Origin of the sequence: Rhodococcus sp. NPDC019647 (assembly GCF_044389235.1) — a bacterium.
In the GTDB taxonomy this organism is placed as follows: Bacteria; Actinomycetota; Actinomycetes; order Mycobacteriales; family Mycobacteriaceae; genus Rhodococcus_F; species Rhodococcus_F oxybenzonivorans.
Genome location: NZ_JBIRXS010000039.1, coordinates 32,252 through 53,802, shown reverse-complemented (window position 1 = coordinate 53,802; position 21,551 = coordinate 32,252). Strand labels below are relative to the sequence as shown.

Annotated in this window: 20 protein-coding genes; 10 read left to right on the top strand and 10 right to left on the bottom strand. The window is 66.5% G+C overall.

Annotated features, from left to right (window positions below; all coding sequences use genetic code 11):
* Positions 1-43: 43 nt before the first annotated feature.
* Positions 44-1,408 (bottom strand): bifunctional lytic transglycosylase/C40 family peptidase, encoded by a 1,365-nt coding sequence (locus ACH49N_RS35625; protein WP_358278618.1) that lies wholly within the window; start codon positions 1,406-1,408, stop codon positions 44-46.
* Between the two features lie 254 nt (positions 1,409-1,662).
* Between ACH49N_RS35625 and ACH49N_RS35620 the strand changes: the two genes are divergently transcribed.
* The gene (locus ACH49N_RS35620) at positions 1,663-1,854 is read left to right on the top strand and encodes a hypothetical protein (protein ID WP_317768714.1); all 192 of its coding nucleotides are present in this window, start codon (positions 1,663-1,665) and stop codon (positions 1,852-1,854) included.
* Between the two features lie 22 nt (positions 1,855-1,876).
* Positions 1,877-2,644, top strand: coding sequence for an FAD:protein FMN transferase (locus ACH49N_RS35615; RefSeq protein ID WP_159925218.1), 768 nt, complete (start codon positions 1,877-1,879; stop codon positions 2,642-2,644).
* A gap of 8 nt (positions 2,645-2,652) precedes the next feature.
* Here ACH49N_RS35615 and ilvA read toward each other — a convergent pair whose 3' ends face one another.
* From ilvA to ACH49N_RS35595, 4 genes are all read right to left on the bottom strand, one after another.
* Positions 2,653-3,885, bottom strand: a complete 1,233-nt coding sequence (gene ilvA, locus ACH49N_RS35610; RefSeq protein ID WP_159925216.1) for a threonine ammonia-lyase — start codon at positions 3,883-3,885, stop codon at positions 2,653-2,655.
* Positions 3,886-3,957: 72 nt separating this feature from the next.
* Complete coding sequence (locus ACH49N_RS35605) at positions 3,958-5,130, bottom strand: cystathionine gamma-synthase (protein ID WP_159925214.1); 1,173 nt, start codon at positions 5,128-5,130, stop codon at positions 3,958-3,960.
* A gap of 21 nt (positions 5,131-5,151) precedes the next feature.
* Complete coding sequence (locus ACH49N_RS35600; RefSeq protein WP_159925212.1) at positions 5,152-5,667, bottom strand: hypothetical protein; 516 nt, start codon at positions 5,665-5,667, stop codon at positions 5,152-5,154.
* Positions 5,668-5,735: 68 nt separating this feature from the next.
* Positions 5,736-7,121 (bottom strand): cystathionine beta-synthase, encoded by a 1,386-nt coding sequence (locus ACH49N_RS35595; RefSeq protein WP_109332248.1) that lies wholly within the window; start codon positions 7,119-7,121, stop codon positions 5,736-5,738.
* Positions 7,122-7,256: 135 nt separating this feature from the next.
* Here ACH49N_RS35595 and ACH49N_RS35590 point away from each other — a divergent pair, with 135 nt between their 5' ends.
* The gene (locus ACH49N_RS35590) at positions 7,257-8,279 is read left to right on the top strand and encodes an SGNH/GDSL hydrolase family protein (protein ID WP_201453439.1); all 1,023 of its coding nucleotides are present in this window, start codon (positions 7,257-7,259) and stop codon (positions 8,277-8,279) included.
* A gap of 108 nt (positions 8,280-8,387) precedes the next feature.
* Complete coding sequence (locus tag ACH49N_RS35585) at positions 8,388-9,605, top strand: acetyl-CoA C-acetyltransferase (RefSeq protein WP_109332250.1); 1,218 nt, start codon at positions 8,388-8,390, stop codon at positions 9,603-9,605.
* A 116-nt stretch (positions 9,606-9,721) separates the two neighbouring features.
* On the opposite strand, the gene ACH49N_RS35580 is transcribed toward ACH49N_RS35585, so the two are convergent.
* From ACH49N_RS35580 to ACH49N_RS35570, 3 genes are all read right to left on the bottom strand, one after another.
* Positions 9,722-10,576: a Bax inhibitor-1/YccA family protein gene (locus ACH49N_RS35580; protein ID WP_201453438.1), complete on the bottom strand. Its 855-nt coding sequence runs from the start codon at positions 10,574-10,576 to the stop codon at positions 9,722-9,724.
* 165 nt (positions 10,577-10,741) lie between these two features.
* Positions 10,742-11,869, bottom strand: a complete 1,128-nt coding sequence (locus ACH49N_RS35575) for a methyltransferase (RefSeq protein ID WP_250776315.1) — start codon at positions 11,867-11,869, stop codon at positions 10,742-10,744.
* A gap of 1 nt (position 11,870) precedes the next feature.
* Entirely contained in the window at positions 11,871-12,578 is a 708-nt protein-coding gene (locus ACH49N_RS35570; protein ID WP_250776317.1) for a nitroreductase, read from the bottom strand.
* A 100-nt stretch (positions 12,579-12,678) separates the two neighbouring features.
* Between ACH49N_RS35570 and ACH49N_RS35565 the strand changes: the two genes are divergently transcribed.
* From ACH49N_RS35565 to ACH49N_RS35555, 3 genes are all read left to right on the top strand, one after another.
* Complete coding sequence (locus tag ACH49N_RS35565) at positions 12,679-16,176, top strand: protein kinase (protein WP_358277078.1); 3,498 nt, start codon at positions 12,679-12,681, stop codon at positions 16,174-16,176.
* A 46-nt stretch (positions 16,177-16,222) separates the two neighbouring features.
* Positions 16,223-16,663: a Fur family transcriptional regulator gene (locus tag ACH49N_RS35560; RefSeq protein WP_250776322.1), complete on the top strand. Its 441-nt coding sequence runs from the start codon at positions 16,223-16,225 to the stop codon at positions 16,661-16,663.
* 116 nt (positions 16,664-16,779) lie between these two features.
* Positions 16,780-17,649 (top strand): class II glutamine amidotransferase, encoded by an 870-nt coding sequence (locus tag ACH49N_RS35555; protein WP_250776323.1) that lies wholly within the window; start codon positions 16,780-16,782, stop codon positions 17,647-17,649.
* A gap of 11 nt (positions 17,650-17,660) precedes the next feature.
* Here ACH49N_RS35555 and ACH49N_RS35550 read toward each other — a convergent pair whose 3' ends face one another.
* Both ACH49N_RS35550 and ACH49N_RS35545 read right to left on the bottom strand, forming a co-directional pair.
* On the bottom strand, positions 17,661-17,966 hold the full coding sequence (locus tag ACH49N_RS35550; protein ID WP_109332254.1) for a hypothetical protein: 306 nt from the start codon (positions 17,964-17,966) through the stop codon (positions 17,661-17,663).
* A gap of 134 nt (positions 17,967-18,100) precedes the next feature.
* The gene (locus tag ACH49N_RS35545) at positions 18,101-18,862 is read right to left on the bottom strand and encodes a hypothetical protein (protein WP_250776325.1); all 762 of its coding nucleotides are present in this window, start codon (positions 18,860-18,862) and stop codon (positions 18,101-18,103) included.
* Between the two features lie 188 nt (positions 18,863-19,050).
* Here ACH49N_RS35545 and ACH49N_RS35540 point away from each other — a divergent pair, with 188 nt between their 5' ends.
* The 3 genes from ACH49N_RS35540 (at position 19,051) to ACH49N_RS35530 (ending at position 21,515) form a co-directional block, all read left to right on the top strand.
* A complete protein-coding gene (locus ACH49N_RS35540) occupies positions 19,051-19,488 on the top strand; it encodes a hypothetical protein (RefSeq protein WP_250776327.1) in 438 nt (145 codons plus the stop codon).
* A 123-nt stretch (positions 19,489-19,611) separates the two neighbouring features.
* On the top strand, positions 19,612-19,983 hold the full coding sequence (locus ACH49N_RS35535) for a hypothetical protein (protein WP_250776329.1): 372 nt from the start codon (positions 19,612-19,614) through the stop codon (positions 19,981-19,983).
* Positions 19,984-20,228: 245 nt separating this feature from the next.
* Positions 20,229-21,515 (top strand): competence/damage-inducible protein A, encoded by a 1,287-nt coding sequence (locus tag ACH49N_RS35530; RefSeq protein ID WP_250776330.1) that lies wholly within the window; start codon positions 20,229-20,231, stop codon positions 21,513-21,515.
* Positions 21,516-21,551: the final 36 nt, after the last annotated feature.

Here is a 21,551-nt window from a genome sequence, read left to right as displayed (position 1 = left end):
GCGATGCGCCCGGACCGGAGTTTTTTGGTGGTGCAGTTCGCGCTCAGATGATTCTGCGGGCCTTCATGCCGGAGAACACCGCACCGATGCGCACTACGTCACCCGTGGTGGGTGCGTGGAGCATCTGGCCGTGTCCGACATAGATCGCCACGTGCCCGGGACCACCCGACTGCCAGTTTCCGAAGAGCAGGTCGCCCGGCTTCGCCTCCGAGAGCGGGATCTCGACGCCCACGCGCCACTGAGTCTCCGAGGTCCGGGGCAGTTTGATGCCGGTGGCGGCGTAGACGGCGAACGAGGTGAGGCCGGAGCAGTCGAACCCCCCGCCGGACGGTCCGTTGATGTTGCCGCCGCCCCACACATACGGCAGACCGATGAACCGCATCGCCATCTCGACCACCCGGCTCGGCTCCCCGGCGCCGACACCGTAGAAGAACGGCGACAACATCCGGGCGAACGATTCTTCGAGCGACCGGATCCGTGCCACATACGGCTGGGTTTCGTGGACGTAGTCCGGTTTTCCGGCGGGCATGCCGCCCGACGTGCGCACCGCACCCGCACCGGCGTTGTAGGCCGCAAGGGTGAGGTCGAGGGTGTCACCCTTGACCACGCCTTGTTTCTTCCAGGCGTCGATCTGCGCGTGGAGGTCGCACAGCATCTGGCCGGACGCCATCATCGGGTCGGCGACGCCGTTGATGTCCACCTTGCCGTCGCCGTCCGCGTCCTTGCCGTATTTGGCCCAGGTGCCGGGCAGAAATTGACCAGGTCCGCGGGCACCCGCCCTCGACACCGGCGAGGCCGCCCCATGTCTGAAGCCGTTCTCGACCGAGTACAGAGCGGCCAGGGTCGGCGGTTTGATTCCTTCACACAACGAGCCGGCCTTGCGGATCCAGGGGGCGAACACGGCGATGGCTCCGATCGGGGCCAGTGAGACCCCGGGAAAGCCGGCAGGAACCGAGGGAATCAAGGATCCGAGGCCGCTGATGATGGCGGGGACGCCGGGGACGGCGGCCAGCCCACCGATCACGGTTTGTGCACCCGAGGCCATCGGCGCCGGGGGCTGGTCGAGCGGACTGTCGGGGAGGACGAGTGCCTGCTCGGGTCCGGGGACCGGCGGGGGCGGCGCCGGCGGTGCGTCTGCAGCAGGCGGCGCCGGAAGATAGGGATCGGTCGCCTGCTTCACCACCTCGGATGCGTCGGTGACCATTTGCTCGGCTTGCTGTCGTGCTGGTTCCGGGAGAGCCGAAATGGCGTCGTTCACCTGTTTCTGAACGTCGGGAGAAGCTTGCTCTACAACTTGGATAGCGTCCGCCGCTTGGTCTTTCACTGGCTGCGGTATGTCTGCTCCTTGAACCATTGCCCCCGCTGCTGTGGTGATCGCCACGATGATCGCCGCTGCATCAACTGACATACGTGCGCTCCTCCTCCTCGGTATGCCGAACCGAGTAGGTTCACGTTACGACGGGGTACAGCAGGCGCGGGCCGAATTCGGCAGCTTGGGCAGCAGCCATTTCGTGCGGTGAGCAGGCTTCGGGCCGTCGCACACGACCGTGCGTGCGTGTTTCCACCCGGCCCGACTGCACTCCACCCCTCTGAGCCGGCCTCGCATCGCTCTCCGAACTGATTCCCAGGTTGCTCACAGGTTTGTCGTGGAAGGTGGTGGACATGAGTGAAGATCGACGGAATGCCCGCCTGCTTCCCGTTCGGCGTGCGCTCGCCGCAGCCGGGATCGCCGGGTTGGTCGCCGGTGGCGGCATCGCGGCCGCCGCGGACGCCTCTTCGTCCGACGCGGCCGTCGCCGCTCCCCTCGTCTCGGCAGGCTCCGGAACACCGGATGCGGTGTCCAGCGGATTCTGAAGACGCGGAAAGTAACCACAGCATGACCGGTGCGCGTAGCGCGACCGAATGGTCGACGTGGGGTGGGCACGTGCGTGTCGTCGTCACCGACCCGGGCGCCCTCGATTCGGCCGCCAACCTGGTGCGCGGCTATCTCGCGGCAGCAGACGCCGCGGTCAATCGCGAGCGATCCGACGCCGAGATCCACTCTCTCCGGCACGGGAAGAACAGCGTGACCCCACTGTTCGCCCGATTCATCGCCGATGCACTGTCTGCGGCACGGATCACGGACGGAAAGCTCGACCCCACGTCGGCATCCACCACCCACTCCTGGCGCACGGTCGGGGTCGACGGAACCGAGGTGACGCTGCCCGAGGGAGTGCAGCTCGATCTCACGGCCACCGCTCGCGCGAGCTCGGCAGACCACTGCGCCTCGACCACCGCCGAACTCCTCGGCTGCGGCGTGCTGGTGGCCCTGGGCGGCGACATCGCCACCGCCGGACCTACGCCGCCGGGTGGGTGGCAGATACAGGTTCAAGACCTGCCGGGCGACCCCACCTGCCAGGTGTCGATTCCGTCGGGTGCGGGCGTGGCGACCGCCAGCACCGTGAAACCCTTGCGTCCCGACCCGATGGCGTTGTGGCGCACGGTGTCCGTGGTGGCCGACTGCTGCACCACCGCCCACGCGACCAGTACGGCGGCGGTCGCGATGGGCGGCGGCGCCGTCAGCTGGCTGGCCGAACTGAAGCTACCCGCGCGACTGGTGGATCAGGAGTTCCGGGTGAGCACCGTCAATGGATGGCCACACTAGCGGCGCGCTCAGTGCTGCAGCCGAACGGCGTATCCGGCGGCGTCGAGCGCGTCGAGCAGATCCTGCCGATGTCCCGGGCCACGGGTCTCTACGGTGAGGAATACCTCCACCTCGTCCAGTGCGAGTGAGCCACCGGTCCGGGAGTGAACAACGTCGACCACGCTGGCCCCGTTCCCGCTGACGACTTCGAGGAGGCCGACCAGACCACCCGGTCGGTCCGGAATGGTCACGTGCACACCGAGATAGCGTCCCGACGCGCGCAACCCGTGGTTGACGACATGGGTCAGCAGTAGCGGGTCGACGTTGCCGCCCGACAGCACGGCGCAGACCTTTCCGGTGAGGCCGAGCTCGGCCTGGGCGCAACTGATCAGAGCCGCCACCGCCGCGGCGCCGGCGGGTTCGACGATGAGTTTCGCGCGCTCTAGGCACAACAGCAGGGCGCGGGACAGCGCGTCCTCGCTCACCGTGACGATGGCATCGACCTGAGTGCCGACGTGCGCGAACGGGACGTCGCCCGGTCGGCCGACCGCAATGCCGTCGGCCATGGTGGACATGCTCGCCAACGGCACAGGACGGCCTTCGGCGAGCGAAGCGGGCCACGCGGCTGCTTGCTCGGCCTGGACGCCGATGATGCGCACGTCGGGACGCAACTCCGACACCGCGGCGGCGATCCCCGCAATGAGGCCACCACCGCCCGTCGGAACGACAATGGTGCCGACGTCCGGCTCCTGCTCCAGAATTTCGAGGCCCACCGTCCCCTGCCCTGCCACGATGTCGACGTGGTCGAACGGGTGAATCAGCACCGCCCCGGTCTCCGCAGCGAATTCCTTCGCCGCCACCAGGGCGTCGTCCACGGTGTCACCGGTCAGATGCACGGTCGCGCCGTAGGCCTTGGTTGCGACGAGTTTCGGTAGGGGCGCGCCCGTCGGCATGAAGACGGTCGACGCGATGCCCAGGTCGGTGGCCGCCCAGGCCACACCCTGGGCGTGATTACCGGCACTCGCGGCGACGACACCACACGCGCGTTCCTCCTCGGCGAGATTCGCGATCCGGTAATACGCACCACGCGGCTTGAAAGAACCCGTGCGCTGGAGATTTTCGCACTTGAGCGACACCTCGTGCCCGCACCGCTCGGACAACGCCCTCGATGCGATCACCGGCGTCCGGCGCATCACGGGGGCCAGCAGCCTACGGGCTGCCCTGATCTGCTCGAGCGTGACGGATTCCACGCGGGCCAGCATAGGGCGCTCCGCGCCCCGTGCGCCTTTTTGGTAGTTGCCGCTACCAAAAAGGCGCACGGGCGGCGAAGCCGCCTACTTCAGCGCCTGCTCGATGTCGCCCACGAGGTCGGCCGCGTCTTCGACGCCGACGGACAGCCGCACGAGGTCGTCCGGGACCTCGAGCAGCGAACCGGCGGTGGAGGCGTGCGTCATCGCACCGGGATGTTCGATCAGCGATTCGACACCACCGAGCGACTCGGCGAGGGTGAAGATCTCGGTTCGCGAGCAGAAGTCCAGCGCCGCCTGCTTGCCGCCGGCGAGCCGGACGGAGATCATGCCGCCGAAACGACGCATCTGCTTCTCGGCGATCTTGTGACCGCTGTGCGATTCGAGGCCGGGGTAGATGACCTTGGAGACGGCCGGGTGCCCGGTGAGCAACTCCACGACCTTTTCGGCGTTGTCACTGTGCCGCTCCATGCGGAGGGCGAGGGTCTTGATGCCGCGCAGCGTGAGGAAGGCATCGAAGGGACCGGGTACGGCGCCGGCACCGTTCTGGAGGAATGCGAATGCCGCGTCGAGTTCTTCGTCGTTGGTGACCAGTGCGCCGCCGACGACGTCGGAGTGGCCGCCGATGTATTTAGTGGTCGAGTGCAGGGCGATGTCGGCGCCGAGCTGCAGCGGCTGCTGCAGGTAAGGCGACGCGAACGTGTTGTCGACGACGATCTTCGCGTCGGCCGCGTGCGCCACCTCGGTGAGCGCTTCGATGTCACCGATGGTGAGCAACGGGTTGGTGGGGGTCTCGACCCACACCAGTTTTGTGTTCGGCCGGATCGCGTTGCGCACGGCATCCACATCGGACACCGGTACGGGGGTGTATTCGATACCCCACTGGGAGAAGACCTTGTCAATCAGGCGGAACGTGCCACCGTAGGCGTCGTTGGGGATGACGAGGTGGTCGCCCGGGCGGAGGACGGCACGCAGGACGCAGTCGGTGGCGGCCATGCCCGAGCCGAACGCCCGGCCGTACGTGCCCGACTCCAGGGCTGCGAGGTTGGCCTCGAGCGGCCGGCGGGTGGGGTTGCCCGTGCGGGCGTACTCGAACCCGTTACGCATGCCGCCGACGCCGTCCTGTGCGAACGTCGAGCTCGCGTAGATCGGGACGTTGACGGCGCCGGTCTGCGGGTCGGGGTCGAATCCGGCGTGCACGGCCTTGGTGGAGAAACCCTGCCAGCTGATGTTGTCCGCTTTGCTGCGCTGCTCACTCATGTAGGCCAGCGTAGTGGGGACCTAATCTTGCAGATACTTCGCAATCGCGAATGCGACGTCGAGCTTGGTCTCGTCGCTCACGGAGGGGTCGATCGCGTTGACGATGATGCTGTGTGTCGGCGTGAGCAGTGCCATGGCGACGACGTCGAGGACCACCCCGTCCACTGCCGTGGACCGCGGATCGGGGATCACATTCGTCCCGTTCCTCATCTCGACGATGACCACCGGGTCCGTCGCCTGCGGCTTGACGGACGCCGTGAGGGTGCTCAGCACGTTGGCCGGCCCCTTCGACCACGAGCAGGTGGGATCGGCGGAGCCCGGCAGGGCTGCCTCGGTGAGATACGGCCGGTCCGATACCAACGACCCCAGCACCTCCGTCAGGTGGTCGCAGTCGGTCGACTCGGCCACCACCGCAGAGCTGGGTTTCGCTGTCGCCACCGATGCCGGCTGGGCGACACCGTCGACCGCCTGCCCGCACCCGGCAACCATCAGTCCGATGATCGGAACCCCCACGACACGACACAGACGAGCACCCACTGATTTCCCCCCTCGGATGTGGAACGGGCCGCCCGCGTCCGGCGAGCAGCCCGTCCCGATGTCTCGCCCTAGGACCCGGCGCTGAGGAAACCGAGCAGGTCGTGGCGAGTGATGACGCCGGCCGGCTTACCGTCGTCCACCACCATCAGCGCGTCGGTATCCCCCAGCGCCTTCGTCGCGGCCGACACCGGCTCACCCGAACCGATGAGCGGGAAAGGCTTGCTCATGTGCTTCTCGACCGGATCGGCGAGGTGGGCACGGCCTTCGAACACGGCGCTGAGAAGGTCGCGCTCCGTCACACTTCCCGCGACCTCACCGGCCATGACGGGCGGCTCGGCCCCGACGACGGGCATCTGGGACACCCCGTACTCGCGGAGGATCTCGATGGCGTCGCGCAGCGTCTCGGACGGGTGCGTGTGAACGAGGTCCGGGAGCTCGCCGGACTTGCCGCGCAGCACGTCGCCGACCGTCTTCTCGTCCGGCTTGCCGTCGAGCGGGGTGCGGAGGAAGCCGTAGGAGGCCATCCACTTGTCGTTGAAGATCTTGGACAGGTAGCCGCGTCCGCCGTCGGGGAGGAGAACGACAATCACCGCGTCGGGACCCTCACGCTTGGCGACCTCGAGTGCGGCGACGACGGCCATGCCGCACGATCCGCCGACCAGCAGGCCTTCTTCACGCGCGAGTCGGCGCGTCATCTCGAAGGAGTCGGCATCGGAGACGGCGATGATTTCGTCGGGGATGGACGGGTCGTAGGCGCTCGGCCAGAAGTCCTCGCCGACACCTTCGACCAGGTAGGGACGGCCGGTGCCGCCGGAGTACACGGAGCCCTCGGGGTCGGCGCCGATGATCTTGACCTTCCCGCCCGACACCTCCTTGAGGTAGCGGCCGGTGCCGGTGATGGTGCCGCCGGTGCCGACGCCCGCGACGAAGTGGGTGATTTTTCCGTCGGTGTCGGCCCAGATCTCGGGTCCGGTGGTCTCGTAATGGCTCTGCGGACCGCCCGGGTTGGCGTACTGGTTCGGCTTCCACGCGCCGGGGATGTCGCGGGCGAGGCGGTCGGACACGCTGTAGTAGCTGTCGGGGTGTTCCGGCGCGACCGCGGTCGGGCACACCACGACCTCGGCGCCGTAGGCTTTGAGGACGTTGCGCTTGTCTTCGCCGACCTTGTCGGGGCACACGAACACGCACTTGTACCCACGTTTCTGTGCCACCAGGGCCAGCCCGACGCCGGTGTTGCCGGACGTGGGTTCGACGATGGTTCCGCCCGGCTTCAGCTCGCCCGACGCCTCGGCGGCGTCGATCATCTTGACCGCGATGCGGTCCTTCGAGCTTCCGCCGGGGTTCAGGTACTCGAGCTTGGCTGCAACGGTCCCGTGCTCGCCGCCGATAACCGAAGTGAGCTTGACGAGAGGGGTGTTGCCGATCAGGTCGACGACGTGTTCCGCGATGCGCATGACTCCATGGTCCCAGATGCGCAGATCGGATGCTCACAGACGTCCGGCACGAGGCATCGGACGCGGCTAGATTGGTACGGACGCAGTCCGCCGGAACCCGTGAGAAACACACCAGGTAGCGGAAAGGTGAGTGCAGTGCCGAAGAGCACCTGGCAGACCGGAGTGAAGGCCGGCGCCACGGCGGTAGTAGCGGGATCGAGCGCAGGAACACTGTCCTGGGTAGCGTACTCATACCTCATGTCGCAGGCGACGGCGGCGAGAGGCGTCATCGGACGCAACGTCGCGAAACCGCCGGAGGCCGACGGCGTGTACGCCCCTGGCAGCGCGGACGTGGAACGCTGGCGTCGCGGCGCACCGTTCGACCTGCACCTGATGATCTTCGGCGACTCGACCGCTGCAGGCGTGGGCTGCCTGACGGCGGAGGAAGTGCCCGGCGTGCAGATCGCCCGCCGCCTCGCCGACGAGACGGGTAAGCGGGTTCGGCTGAGCACCAAGGCAATCGGCGGTGCCACCTCGCGGGGACTCAGCGGCCAGGTCGACGCGATGTTCGTGGCGGGGCCGCCGCCGGACGCCGCCGTCATTCTCGTCGGAGCCAACGACGTCACAGCGAAGAACTCGATTCGCGCCTCGGCCCACAGGCTGGGTGAGGCCGTCGCCCGATTGAGGGAGCACGACTGCGCCGTTGTCGTCGGGACGTGCCCCGACCTGGGAGTCGTCACAGCCATACCGCAGCCCCTGCGCACCGTCGTCCGCACGTGGGGCCTGCGTCTGGCGAGAGCGCAGGCGGTCGCGGTCACTGCGGCGGGGGGACATCCGGTTGCGCTGGCCGATTTGCTGGCGCGCGAATTCCTGGCTGCCCCCGACCGAATGTTCTCGGCCGACCACTTCCATCCTTCTGCTGCGGGATACGAACTGGCGGCAATGCAGATCGTGCCCGTCCTCGCCACGGCACTGGGCATGTGGCACGGCGGCCCTCTCCCGGACCTGCCCGAGGTCTCGGAAGCAGCCGAGGCACGCAAGTTCTCGACGCGAACACTCGCCTCGCTCAATCGCTTTCTGTGGCGACGTGCCGCGCGACGCCGTGCGACGGGTCGCCTCGACGACCTTCTCGGAATCGAGGAGGCGTCGGCGTCGCGAGTCCGGAAGGCCGCCCAGTGAGACGGAGATATCCGCGCACGGAGGCGACGACGTAGGTTGTCTGAACAGCCATGAAATCGGTGGCCTGCAACACAGTGCAGACCTCCGCAGCCGACAAAGGAGTTATTGATGCCCGAGGCAGTAATCGTCTCTGCAGTACGTTCACCGATCGGTCGGGCCATGAAGGGCTCACTGAAGTCGATCCGCCCGGATGATCTGACGACGCAGATGGTTGCCGCGGCGCTGGCGAAGGTCCCCGAACTCGATCCCACCGAGATCGACGACCTGCTCCTCGGGTGCGGCCAGCCGGCCGGGCAGTCCGGGTTCAACATCGCCCGCGTCGTCGCCGTGCAGCTGGGCTACGACTTCCTGCCCGGTGTGACCGTCAACCGGTACTGTTCGTCCTCGCTGCAGACCACCCGCATGGCGCTGCACGCGATCAAGGCCGGCGAGGGCGACGTCTTCATCTCGGGCGGTGTCGAGTCGGTGTCGAGCTTCGTCACCGGCAACGCCGACGGTCTGCCCAACACGAAGAACCCGAAGTTCGCCGACGCCGAGGCCCGGACCGGCAAGCTCGCCGAGGGCGGCGTCGCCTGGACCGATCCGCGTGAGGACGACCTGCTGCCCGACGTCTACATCGCGATGGGTCAGACCGCCGAGAACGTGGCATCCGCCACCGGCATCAGCCGTGAGGAGCAGGACCGCTGGGGTGTCCGGTCGCAGAACCGTGCGGAGGAGGCCATCAAGAACGGGTTCTTCGAGCGGGAGATCACTCCGGTCACCCTTCCCGACGGCACCGTCGTCAGCACCGACGACGGCCCGCGCGCCGGCACCACCTATGAGGCCGTCAGCCAGCTCAAGCCGGTGTTCCGGCCGGACGGCACCGTCACCGCCGGCAACGCGTGCCCGCTCAACGACGGCGCCGCCGCGCTGGTGATCATGTCGGATACGAAGGCGAAGGCCCTCGGATTGACTCCGCTGGCCCGGATCGTGTCGACCGGTGTGTCGGGTCTGTCGCCCGAGATCATGGGTCTCGGGCCGATCGAGGCCGTGAAGAAGGCGCTCGCACTTGCCGGGAAGAGTGTCTCGGACATCGACCTGTTCGAGATCAACGAGGCCTTCGCGGTCCAGGTCCTCGGTTCGGCCCGTGAGCTGAAGATCGACGAGGACAAGCTGAACATCTCCGGTGGCGCCATCGCCCTCGGCCACCCGTTCGGTATGACCGGTGCTCGCATCACCAACACCCTGCTCAACAACCTGCGTGAGCAGGACAAGACGTTCGGCGTCGAGACCATGTGCGTCGGCGGCGGGCAGGGCATGGCCATGGTCCTCGAACGCCTGAGCTGAGGCGGCTCCGCCGCCCGTGCGCCTTTGTGGTAGCTGGAGCAACCAAAAAGGCGCACGGGCGCGAAGCGCGAGAAGGCCCCCGAGAGCATGCTCTCGGGGGCCTTCTCGTGAAACTGCTAGTCGTTGTTGAAGTAACTCAGCAGGCGGAGGATCTCGACGTACAGCCACACCAGGGTGACCGTGAGTCCGAAGGCGACTCCCCAGGCGGCCTTCTCCGGCGCCTGAGCGCGGATCAGCTGGTCAGCAGCGTCGAAGTCCAGCAGGAAGCTGAAGGCGGCGATACCGATGCAGACGAGGCTGAAGATGATGGCCATCGTGCCGCCGTCACGCAGTCCGAGCCCGCCTTCGACGAAGAAGCTGGCGATCACGTTGCCCAAGGCGAGGACGACGACACCGATGAGAGCGCCGATGATCATCCGCGTCAGGCGGGGCGTGACTCGGATTGCGCCCGTCTTGTAGACGACGAGCATGCCGAAGAACACACCGAACGTACCGAGGACTGCTTGGCCGATCAGCGCCGCGCCACCGACTCCACCGAACGTGATGTCGGTGAACATGAACGACAGCGCCCCGAGGAACAGACCTTCCGCGACGGCGTAGGCCAGCACGATCGCCGGGTTGTCCATCTTGCGGCCGAAAGTGGCGATCAGCACGAGGACGAGACCGACCAGGCCGCCACCGATGACCAACGGCCCCGCGAGCCCCGCGTCGTTGGTGACCAGGAAGTAGGAGATGATCGCCGACACCGTGAGCACACCGAGTGTGATTCCGGTCTTCGTGACGACATCGTCGATGGTCATCGAACGGTAGTCGGGGCCCGTGCGGTAGGGCTCGGCCTGGGTGTACTGAGGCTGACCGAACTGCTGCGTGACCTGCGCGGCGCCGGCCGTCGTAGATCCGAACGAGGCGTATCCGCCGTTGCCCTCTTGTTTGGGCAGGTTACGGAACACCGGGTTACTGGTGGTGCGCACCGTGCACATCCCTTCTCGTGGCTCGCCGGGTGAATCCGGGTTCTCTCATATGATGAACGTCCGGCACCCCACCGCGAGTTCCCGTTCTTCGCTTCGGGTCGGACAATTCGGACTCTACCGGTGCCGCAGTGGCAGCCGCCAGACGAGTGCCCGGCGGCGCGGCGATCAGGCGATCGACCGGGTCACGGTGAATTTGGCGTTGCGGCCGACCACGTCGGTGCGCCCGACCAGCCGTTGCAGCCGGCCTCGATACCCGAGATGAGAGTTGTACACGGTCCACATTTCGCCACCGGAACGGAGTACCCGTCCCGCCTCGGCGAACATCTTGATGGCGACACCGGTGTGTACGGCCGCGCCGACGTGGAACGGTGGATTACAGAGGACGACGTCGCAGCTTCCGGTGGGCAGTGTCGACATCACGTCGTCGCGCAGTGTGCTCACCCGGTCGGCGACTCCGTTGACACGGGCCGTGGCCGAAGCGGATGCGACTGCGGCCGCCGACTGGTCGGTGGCGATGACCGAGATGCCGGGCCGCAGCCGAGCGAGGCTGACAGCCAGGATGCCGGTGCCGCAGCCGAGGTCGACGGCGGTCTGCGCGGCGGGGTTCACGCGCGGGAGGAAGTCGAGGAGGCACCGGGTACCGATGTCCAGTGTGGAACCGGCGAACGCGGCTCCGTGGGAGACGACATCGAGGCCGAGCTCGTCGATATGTTCGGTGACCGGGAAACTTGACCGAGCGGACGCCACCGGACCGCTCGCGATCAGCACCCGCGACTTCTGCCGCCCGAGTGTTGCCCGCACGGACGCGAACGAGCGGTGGAGCACCTCGTTCATCCCGGTGGAAATGTGCTTGTTCCGGCCGCCGGCGAAAACCACCACGCCGGGGTCGGCGTGACGCGCGATCGCCTCGGCGATCTCGGCGAGCTCGCTCAGGCTCCGCGGCAATTGCAGCAGGACCACGCGCGCACCCTCGAGTAGGTCCTGCCCGAGGGCGCACTGCCGATAGCACGACGTCAGACCTGCCGCCTCAGCGTTGCGGGCCAGCGCCTGCTCCCCCGTCAGCGGATCCTGGAACACCCGGATGCCGGTGGAGGCGTGCGTTACCGCGGCGCCGAGTGTGAGCGCACCGTAGTGGTCCCCGATCACGGCGACGGTTCCCGCAGGCGCGTCCGCTAGAGCGGTCGTGGCCTCGTCGAGGATCAGACGGTCTGCGGCGTCGACGGCCACCAGGTTCGGTGCCTCGACATCGGGGCGGCGCCGCAAGAGAGCGAACAGTGAATCACGGTCGAGCACGTTACTGCGACACCCACTCGACCACGTTGTCGACGCTTTCGCGGTGGGTACGGAATTGGTTGACCGGGTTTCCGGGGTCGGCGTAGCCGAACGAGACACCGCAGACGACTTTGCGCTCCTCCGACAGCGAGAAGAAGTCGCGGATATAGGGCGAACTACCTGCGAGCGCAGCCTGGGGAATGGTGGCGACCCCGAGGCTCTGCGCCGCGAGGAGAAAGCTGTCGACGTACAGGCCACAGTCGACCGCGCCGTAGGTTCCGAGCGCTTCATGGGTGGTGACGATCGCGACGTGCGGCGCCCCGAAAAGGTCGAAATTCTTCATGGTCTGTTCGGCCGAGGCCGTCCGGTCCCCGGCCGCTATGCCCACACTCGAATACAGCTGCATGGCACATTCCCGGCGACGCAGCTTGTGCTCACCCCGGTACTCGCGGGGAAAGTCGAAGTCCGATTCTTGCGGATGGCTGCGCACGTACTCTGCGAGTCCCGTACGGAACCGTTCGGTTCCTTCTCCCTCCGTGATCGCCACCTGCCACGGCTGCGTGTTGCACCACGACGGCGTCTGCTGCGCCAACTCGAGGATCCGCTCGATCACCTGACGCGGCACCTGATGGGGCAGAAAGGCCCGGCAACTGATCCGCTCGTCGAGAAGCGTGGCGAAAATGCCTGCGGCCGGGTTCGTGTCGGGTGCCGCAATTCCGGTGTCGGTCACGTAGAAATCTCCTCAGGTTCGCTCGCTCTCGAACACGCTCTCGGGAATGTGCGACCGCGATATGCTGGCGTCAGTGCACCGAGAAGGTGATGTCATGAGTGTGCCACGAGGCCCGGAAGGAGAAGCCGGGCCGACCGACTCGGATCCGCGAACAACTACGCGGGTCGCCGTCACCGACATCGTCGCAGAACTCTCGGCAGAAGGGTTCGACGATGCACGGGAGATCGGCCGGGGTGGGTTCGGGGTCGTCTACCGCTGCCTCCAGAGCGCCCTCGATCGCACAGTGGCCATCAAGGTTCTCTCGTCCGACCTGAGAGACGAGGATCGCGCGCGGTTCCTGCGCGAGCAGCGCGCGATGGGCAAGCTGTCCGGGCATCCCCACGTCGTCGACATCCTTCAATCGGGGGTGACGCCGAGCGGCAGGCCGTACATCGTGATGCCGTATCACCCGCGCGATTCACTCGAGGCCTGGGTACGCCACGAAGGACCCCTGCCCTGGGCGGAGGTGCTTCGGGTCGGGATCAAGTTGGCGGGGGCGCTCGAGACGGCGCATCGCGCGGGGACGCTGCACCGGGACGTCAAGCCGGCCAATATCCTGCTCACCGGCTACGGCGAACCCCAGCTCACCGACTTCGGCATCGCCCGCGTGTCGGGCGGATTCGAAACTACGTCGAGCATGATCACCGGTTCGCCCGCGTACACCGCGCCCGAGGTGCTCCGGGGTGAGCCCCCTTCCGTGGCGTCGGACGTGTACAGCCTCGGCGCCGCATTGTTCTGCCTCCTCACGGGACATGCTGCGTTCGAGCGCCGCAGCGGCGAGAGGCTCGTCGCGCAGTTCCTGCGGATCGCCACCCAACCTGTTCCGGATCTTCGGGGGGAAGACGTTCCGGACGACGTATGCTCCGCGATCGAACATGCCATGGCCGACGATCCGGCCGATCGTCCCGCAGGCGCAGCGGATTTCGGCCGAGAATTGCAGGAGGCGCAACGCAGGCACAATCTCGGCATCGACGAGATGGCACTGCCCTCCACGGTCGGCGAATTCCCGCGTGTGGAACAGTCGGCAACCCCGACCACTCAGTCGGCCGTGTCCGGACGCGGCCGCAGTTATCGCCGGCGCTCGGGCGCCACACCCCCCAGCGCCGCGGCTCGCTTCCGTCCGCCGACGCCGATGCGGTTGCTGGTGCCGCGGACCCGGCCGCTCGAGATGCTTCGACGAGGGCACCGCCGACGTCTGGCGTTGATCCACGCACCCGCCGGGTTCGGGAAGAGCACGGTCGCCGCGCAGTGGCGTGACGAACTCGTCCGCGAGGGCGCCGTCGTCGCCTGGCTGACCGTGGACAACGACGACAACAACGTCGTGTGGTTCCTGTCCCACCTCGTCGAGGCGATCCGCCGGGCCGATCCCTCGCTCGCCGACGAACTGGGGCAGGCACTCGAGGAGAACGGCGAGGATGCCGAGCGGTACGTGCTCACTTCGCTCGTCGACCAGATCCACGAAGGCCGGCGACACGTGGTGGTGATCATCGACGACTGGCACCGGGTGTCCGACCCGAAAACGATCGAGGCCATGGATTTTGTCCTCGAGAATGGTTGCCACCACCTCCAGATCGTGGTGACGAGCCGCACCCAGGTGGGACTTCCGCTGGCGAAGCTCCGCGTCCGGGACGAACTCGTGGAAATCGACAGCATGGCGTTACGTTTCGATCTCGGTGAGTCACAGCGATTCCTCGTCGACATCGGCGGACTCGAACTCGCCGACGCCGACGTCGAGGCGCTCGAGGAGACAACGGACGGATGGGTCGCGGCACTGCAACTGGCCTCCCTGTCGCTGCGGGACCGATCCGATCCCGGCGACCTCATCCGGCACATGTCGGGGCGGCATCACGCCATCGGTGAGTACCTGGCCGAAAACGTCCTGAGCACCCTCGAACCCGCGCTACTCGACTTCATGCTCGCGACCTCGATCACCGAGCGTGTCTGCGGCGACCTCGCGTCGGTGCTGGCGAATGTGCCGCGGGGGCAGGCTCTGCTCGAACAAGTCGAGTCACGGGACCTGTTCCTGAGGAGCCTCGACGACGACCGGGAGTGGTTCGAATACCATCACCTGTTCGCCGAGTACCTTCGCCGGCGCCTCGAACGTGATCAGCCCGAACGAGTTCCGGCGTTGCACCGCGCCGCCGCGCAATGGTTCGCCGACCACCACTACGTGAGCGATGCCGTCAATCACGCCCTGGCGACGGACGACCTCGACATGGCGGTGACCGTCGTCGAAACGCAGGGGATGCGCCTGGTCGAACACTCTCGAATGGTGGCCTTGCTGGGTTTGGTGGAGAAGCTGCCACCCACTGTCGTGGAGTCCAGCCCTCGCATTCAGATCGCCGTGGCGTGGGCGAGCATCCTGCTCCAGCGGGCGCCGGAAACCCTGCGCGCGCTCTCCCGCGTTGCTGCCGCCCTGGAACATTCCCCGCTGAGCGAGTCCGAGCGCGCGGACATCCGGTTGGAGGGCGACGTCATCAGGGCCGTCATCGAGGTGTCGGCGGATCGCGTCGCCAAGGTCCCCGAGCTGATCGCCGAGGTGTTCGCACGGCCGGAGGCCCTGCGCTCGTGGATCGTATCCGCCGCCGCCAATCTGGCGTCCGCCGTCGCCATCGCCAGATTCGAGTACGGGGAGGCCCGTCGCCTGCAGCAGTGGGCTATCCCCTACCACCGGCAAACCGTCGGCGCGTTCAACCAGATGTACGGCTACAGCTTCGCGGGCCTCGCCGCCATGGAGCAACTGGACATCGCTGCCGCCGAAGAAGATTTCCGGCTGGCCGTGCAGGTGGCGACGAAAGCGAGCGGTGAGCACTCGCACGCCGCACGACTTGCCGGAACGTTGCTCGGCGAATTGCTGTACGAGCAGGGTCATCTCGACGAGGCCGAGCGGCTGCTGGACGAAAGCTACGAGCTCGGCCGGGAGGGTGGGCTGGTCGACTTCATGATCGCCCGCTTCGTGACATCAGCCCGGTTGAAGGCCGGGCGCGGGGATTTCGCTTCGGCGGCCCGGCACCTGGACGAAGGAGCCACGGTGGCCACTACGCTGGGGCTTCCTCGACTCCTGGCCAGGGTTCAGAATGAGCGGGCTCGTCTCGGACTTCCACCGTCTCCGCCAGAGTCGCAACCGCCTGCGACGCCCCTGCGCCCACCCGATTTCGGTTATGCCGAGATAGTCGCGCAACTCGACGATGCGACCGCGATCCGCGGGCAAATGACGGATCAGCCCGGTATCGCGTGCGAACGCGCCGAAGCATGGGTGCGCCGAGTCGAAGCGCAGAACAGGCCGAGGGCGACTTTGCAGGCCAAGCGCCTTCTGGTGGCGTGCCTGGTTGCGGCAGACCGCGTCGACGAAGCCAAGCCGGTTCTGGCCGAGGTGGTCTCGACCTGCGCTCGAATCGGGTTCGTGCGCTATGTCGTCGACGGGGGCCCCCGAATGATCCCTCCGCTTGCCGCCCTGCTGGCGGACAAGCAGGGCGGACGCTGGCCAGCCGACTGGCCGGAGGTTTCTGCCGACTTCCTCGCCGCCGCGTTGGCAGGCCACACACCTCTGGAAAATTAGCGTTCGCTTTATTGACTACGTCAAGAAACGGTGATGCAGTGTGATCGTGGACACACACACTCGGCTGGCCGGCCTGCTCCGCGGTGCTTCGCTGCGAGTCACGGCGCCCCGGGTAGCGGTCCTCACCGAGGTCCATCGGCAACCGCACTCGGACGCCGACACCATCACGACCGGTGTGCGCAACCAGCTGGGTTCGGTGTCGACCCAGGCTGTCTACGACGTTTTGCGAGCCCTCACCGAAGCCGGGCTGATCCGTCGTATCGAACCGCCCGGATCCCCGGCTCGCTACGAGACCAGAGTCGGTGACAACCACCACCACGTCGTGTGCCGAAAGTGCGGTTCGATACGCGACATCGACTGTTCCGTAGGCGAAGCACCCTGCCTGACACCCGATTCCAACCACGGTTTCGTCATCGACGAAGCCGAGGTTCTCTATTGGGGCACCTGCCCCGACTGCCACGCGCACGCGTCGGCCACCAGTGGGTGACGAATTCGAGGAAACAAGCAGCGCCGATCCAGCGCGGTACCGGCCTTTCGCCACGACGGCACCGCCGGACGACCTATCGTGGAACGGTTGATGCTGCCTGCCGAAAGGTTGCTCGCATGTGCCGGTTGTTCGGTTTGTCCGCTGCTCCACATCGTGTCCGTGCGTCGTTCTGGTTGCTCGATGCGCCGGACAGCCTGACGCAGCAGAGTCACCGGGAACCGGACGGCACCGGGCTGGGGACGTTCGCCGAAGACGGCACTCCGGTGGTGGAGAAACAGCCGCTGGCCGCCTATGAGGACACCGAGTTCGCACAGGAAGTGAAGCATCGGTATTCGAGTACGTTCGTCGCGCACATACGGTTCGCCACCACGGGCGAACTGTTACCGGCGAACACGCACCCGTTCACACTGCGCGGCCGAATCTTCGCGCACAACGGCGTGATCGGAAATCTGGCGGCTCTCGACACCGAATTGGGCCCCGACCTGGACCTTGTGGAGGGTGACACCGATTCGGAGCGCTTCTTCGCCCTCGTGACCCGGCACATCGACCGGAACGGTGGTGACGTCACGGCCGGGCTCAGCACAGCGGCGCAGTGGGTGGCGGACAATCTGCCCGTCTACGCCCTCAACCTGGTGCTCACCACCCCGGAGGAACTCTGGGCGCTGCGCTATCCGGACACGCACGACCTCCTGGTTCTCGAGCGGCGACCCGGTGGCCCGAGCGGAAGCAGGCATCTGCAACACACCAGCAGCTCAGGCCGAGTCCGGGCCCGGTCCGAGCACCTCGCTCAGCATCCCGCGGTGATCGTCGCGAGCGAACAGATGGATGAGGACCCGGGTTGGACCCCGCTACGGCCGGGCGAGCTGCTGCACGTCGACCGGAACCTCACAGTCAGCCGCGAGGTGGTCCTCGACCGACCACCCCGCGACCTCATTCATCTCGATGACCTCGACAGCCGGGCAGCCGCCGCGCAGCACGAAAACTAGCGAGCAAGCACCTACTGCGCGGAGAGACCCGGCTGGGTGTCGATCCGGCTGGGTCCGCCGTTGAAGGTGCCCGCCTTCCCGAAGGACCATTCGCCGTCCTTGCCACAGACCAACACCCCGTTGCGGTCACCCGGGTTCGCGTAACCGATAACGGTGGTGTTGCCGTTGGCGTCGTCCTGCACGATGGGGCACCCCTTTCCGGGGCCGTTGTTGGGGTCGACGGGGACGGCATTGGCCGTGGTTGCCGCACCCAGAGCGCCGAGGATCGGCAGGGCTGCGAAAGCGAGAGCGGCAATGGTTCGGCGGGTGTTGATCATTCGGTCTCCAGAAGATGTCGGGTAGGTGTCTTGCTGACAGGTACTACTGTGCCGATTGCGGCGCACGGTTTTAAGCAACCCCAGGGGTGGGATCCGCTCACCTACCGCGTTTGCCGCACACGCCTTCAGCGCACCTACTCTGCCCAGTACTCCAGCATCGGTTCGCTTGCGAGTTGGTTCGACCCCTCGGTGATGACGAGAGCGTCCGGAGACAGCGAATACTGCACACCCGCATTGGTGACCGCGAAACCGGTGGCGGTGCGCACGGGATCGTCGATCTCGACGGATGCCCCGTCACTCAGTCGCACACCCTTGTAGTAGAGCCGGCCCACGCCGGTCTCACAAATGACGACGAGCGACTGTGTGGTGCGGCCGAGCGCCACCGCCGGGTTCGACGAGTTGCAGCGCGCACCCGACACCCCCACGAATCCCTGACCGTCCGTCCCCGACGACTGTGGCGGCGGCGCACCGGTTCTGGCCGGATTCGCGCTCGGAGTGAGGCGCACATTCTGAACGGTGACCGCGACGTCACCGGGGAGAATCGTCAGGTAGCCGTCGCCCTGCACGATGCCATTCGCGATGATGCACTCGAAGTCGCCCGTCAGGCAGGACAACCGTTCCCAGTACCCGTGCGAAGCAGTCGGACTGACGACGTACTCGCCGGGCTGAATGTCGGCGCCGACCTTGAAGGTCCCATTGTCGGGTAGGGATTTCGGCGTCGGCGGAAGGGCCGCAGCCGGGGGCGGCTGCACCGGGACGGGCTGCACCTGGGCGGCGACGGAGGAGCTCGGAGGTGGCACGGTTGTGGCCGCGGGAATCGCGCGGGGATCGTTTTGACCACTGCAGCCGACGAGACAGAGCAACAGGGCAGGCACCACGATCGAGAGCGTCTTCACCAGGTCAACCTCAGCAGTATCGGGTCCCACGCACGAACGGCGCAGCTACTCGATTGGTCGGTCGACCTCCGCGGAACGTTACGTGCCGTTGTTCGTACATCCAGCGAAGCCGAATTCGAGATGACATACTCCCGGTGGTTCTCGTCTCGTCTCGTCCCGGTCACCGAGTTCTCCGGAAGGACACACCGATGAACGTTCCTCTTGCCGCCCGATCCGTAGGAATCGCCGCCGCCGTCACCGCCCTCGGCCTTTTTGTAGCACCGACCGCGTCCGCGGAACCCGACGACGTCACGGTCGACATCGTCGGAGACGACAATGCGGTGGTGATGGGAGTGCGGTACGACGCCCCCGGGGCCGTCGTCTGCATCATGGCCGTCGTACCCGAAGACGGCACCGTTGCTGTGGCGACGGTCGGCCCCACCATCGTGATGGACGGAGACGACGTCGACCTGAAGGCCGCCGTCGAGCCCGGCGACTACACGGTGCAGTGGAGTTGCTCGAGCGTGCCGGCGTTCGAGCAGTGGGGTACCACTCCCCCGATGACCACCGGCACCGCGACGCCCGTCGCCGTCACCGTGACCGGAACGCCGGGGTCCGGCGGCTCCGGGAACCCGTTCGGAAGCTGACATGCGATCAACAAACCGCTGGTGAGCGGGCTGAGCCAGATATTTCCCGGGCGGGGCGTAACGAAATAGGTGTGAACGCGGATTCTCTCTATGGAATCCCGCAACGGACAGGAACCCACCGCCATGTCGACCGTCACTCATATCGATACCGCCCGCGCCCGCCGCTCCCGTAAGGTTCTCTTCATCGGGAACCCCACCGGATACAACGAGGTGTCGCAGTGGGCGATGGTCAAGCAGTCCCTGGTGGCGGACGGATTCGAGCCGGTCCGGACCATCGACGGCCCCACCCTCTGCGCGATCGTCACCGATGACGTACTCGACGCCGCCGGCTCACCGCACGACGCACGAACCATCGAGCACGCCCGCGAGCAGGGTGTGCAGTGCATCAGCGTGACCGACACCACCCGAATCTGGCAGGCCACCGCCCGCGTCCGCGCCCGCATCGCCCAGAACGCCCCCGCCGCACGGGTCAGCCCGCACCACCAAGGGGCCTGACGGCCTACGCAGAGACCTGGCCGTTTACTGTGCCCCCAGTCGGACTCGAACCGACACTGTGCGGATCAAGTCCCCGGAAGTGGATCCGCGTGAACTCCACTGGACTCGATATCTGTTTATTCGCAACGTATTTCGTACATGCTCGTCCGTGCCGATCCATCTCCGTTCGTACCGACTTCTGACACCTCGCGCAACAAACTGTGCGGGTGTCCGCGACGATTGTCGGTCGCAAGTATGGTCGAGAAATGACTGTGCGAGCAGGTGTGGTGGTCACGGGTACAGAAGTCCTGGCCGGTCGAGTCACCGACAAGAACGGCCCGTGGGTGGCCCAGCGACTACTCGAAATGGGAGTGGACGTCGCACACATCACGATCTGCGGTGACCGGCCCGATGACCTGACCGCACAACTACAATTTCTCGCGGATCAGCACGTCGACTTGATCGTCACGACCGGGGGCTTGGGTCCGACCGCCGACGATCTCACCGTGGCGACCGTTGCCGCTCTGTACGGCCGCGAATTACACCTCGACGAGAAACTCGAGCAACGCATCCACGCAATCGTGCAGCGATGGCGAAGCCGACTGAGTGCTGCAACCGACTCCGAGCCACTACGGGCAGGTATCCGCAAGCAGGCAATGGTTCCGAAGGGCGCGCATTCCATTCCTCCGACCGGAACCGCCCCCGGTGTCGCGATACCTGCCAACGACTCCGGGACACTGCCCGCTGTCCTGATACTGCCCGGCCCGCCTCGTGAACTGCAGACGATGTGGCCAGCGGCACTCGACAGCGCGCCGATCGTCGAGGTCTTGGCCCAGCGCGCGCAGATCCGTCAAAACACCATCCGCGCGTACGGTCTGTCCGAAGCCGACCTCGCCGCGACACTGCGGACCGCAGAGCGCCAGATCACGGGATTCGACGACCTCGAGATCACCACCTGCCTGCGGCTCGGAGAGCTCGAAATGGTGACCCGCTACGCAGAGTCGGCGGCAACCGCATACACGGAACTCGCAGGTCTTATCGACGAACATCACGGCTCACAGGTCTTCTCGATTGACGGGTCCACCATCGACGACATCGTGGCGAACCGGTTGGCCGGCCATCGAATCGCCACAGCAGAATCGTGCACGGGTGGCATGATCGCCGCACGTCTCACCGATCGCGCAGGCTCGTCGGCCTACGTCATCGGCGCGGTGGTGTCCTACGCGAACGCGGTCAAGTCGGACCTTCTGGACGTTTCCGCCGAGATCATCGAAGAACACGGCGCCGTGAGCGAGCGGGTGGCGGCCATGATGGCAGAAGGCGTGCTGAGCAGACTGGGCGTCGACATCGCGGTATCTACCAGTGGCATCGCAGGACCAGGGGGTGGCACCGATCTCAAACCGGTCGGCACTGTCTGCTTCGCGATCGCCTCCACGGAGCGACCGACCGTCACCCGTACACTCCGGCTCCCCGGCGACCGCGCAAGCGTACGTGCGCTTTCCACCACCGCGGCCATGCACATGCTCGCCGACGCATTGGGGCCTGCCCAATAAGCGAAATCGCTTACGCGAGGTGATCAAACAGTAGTT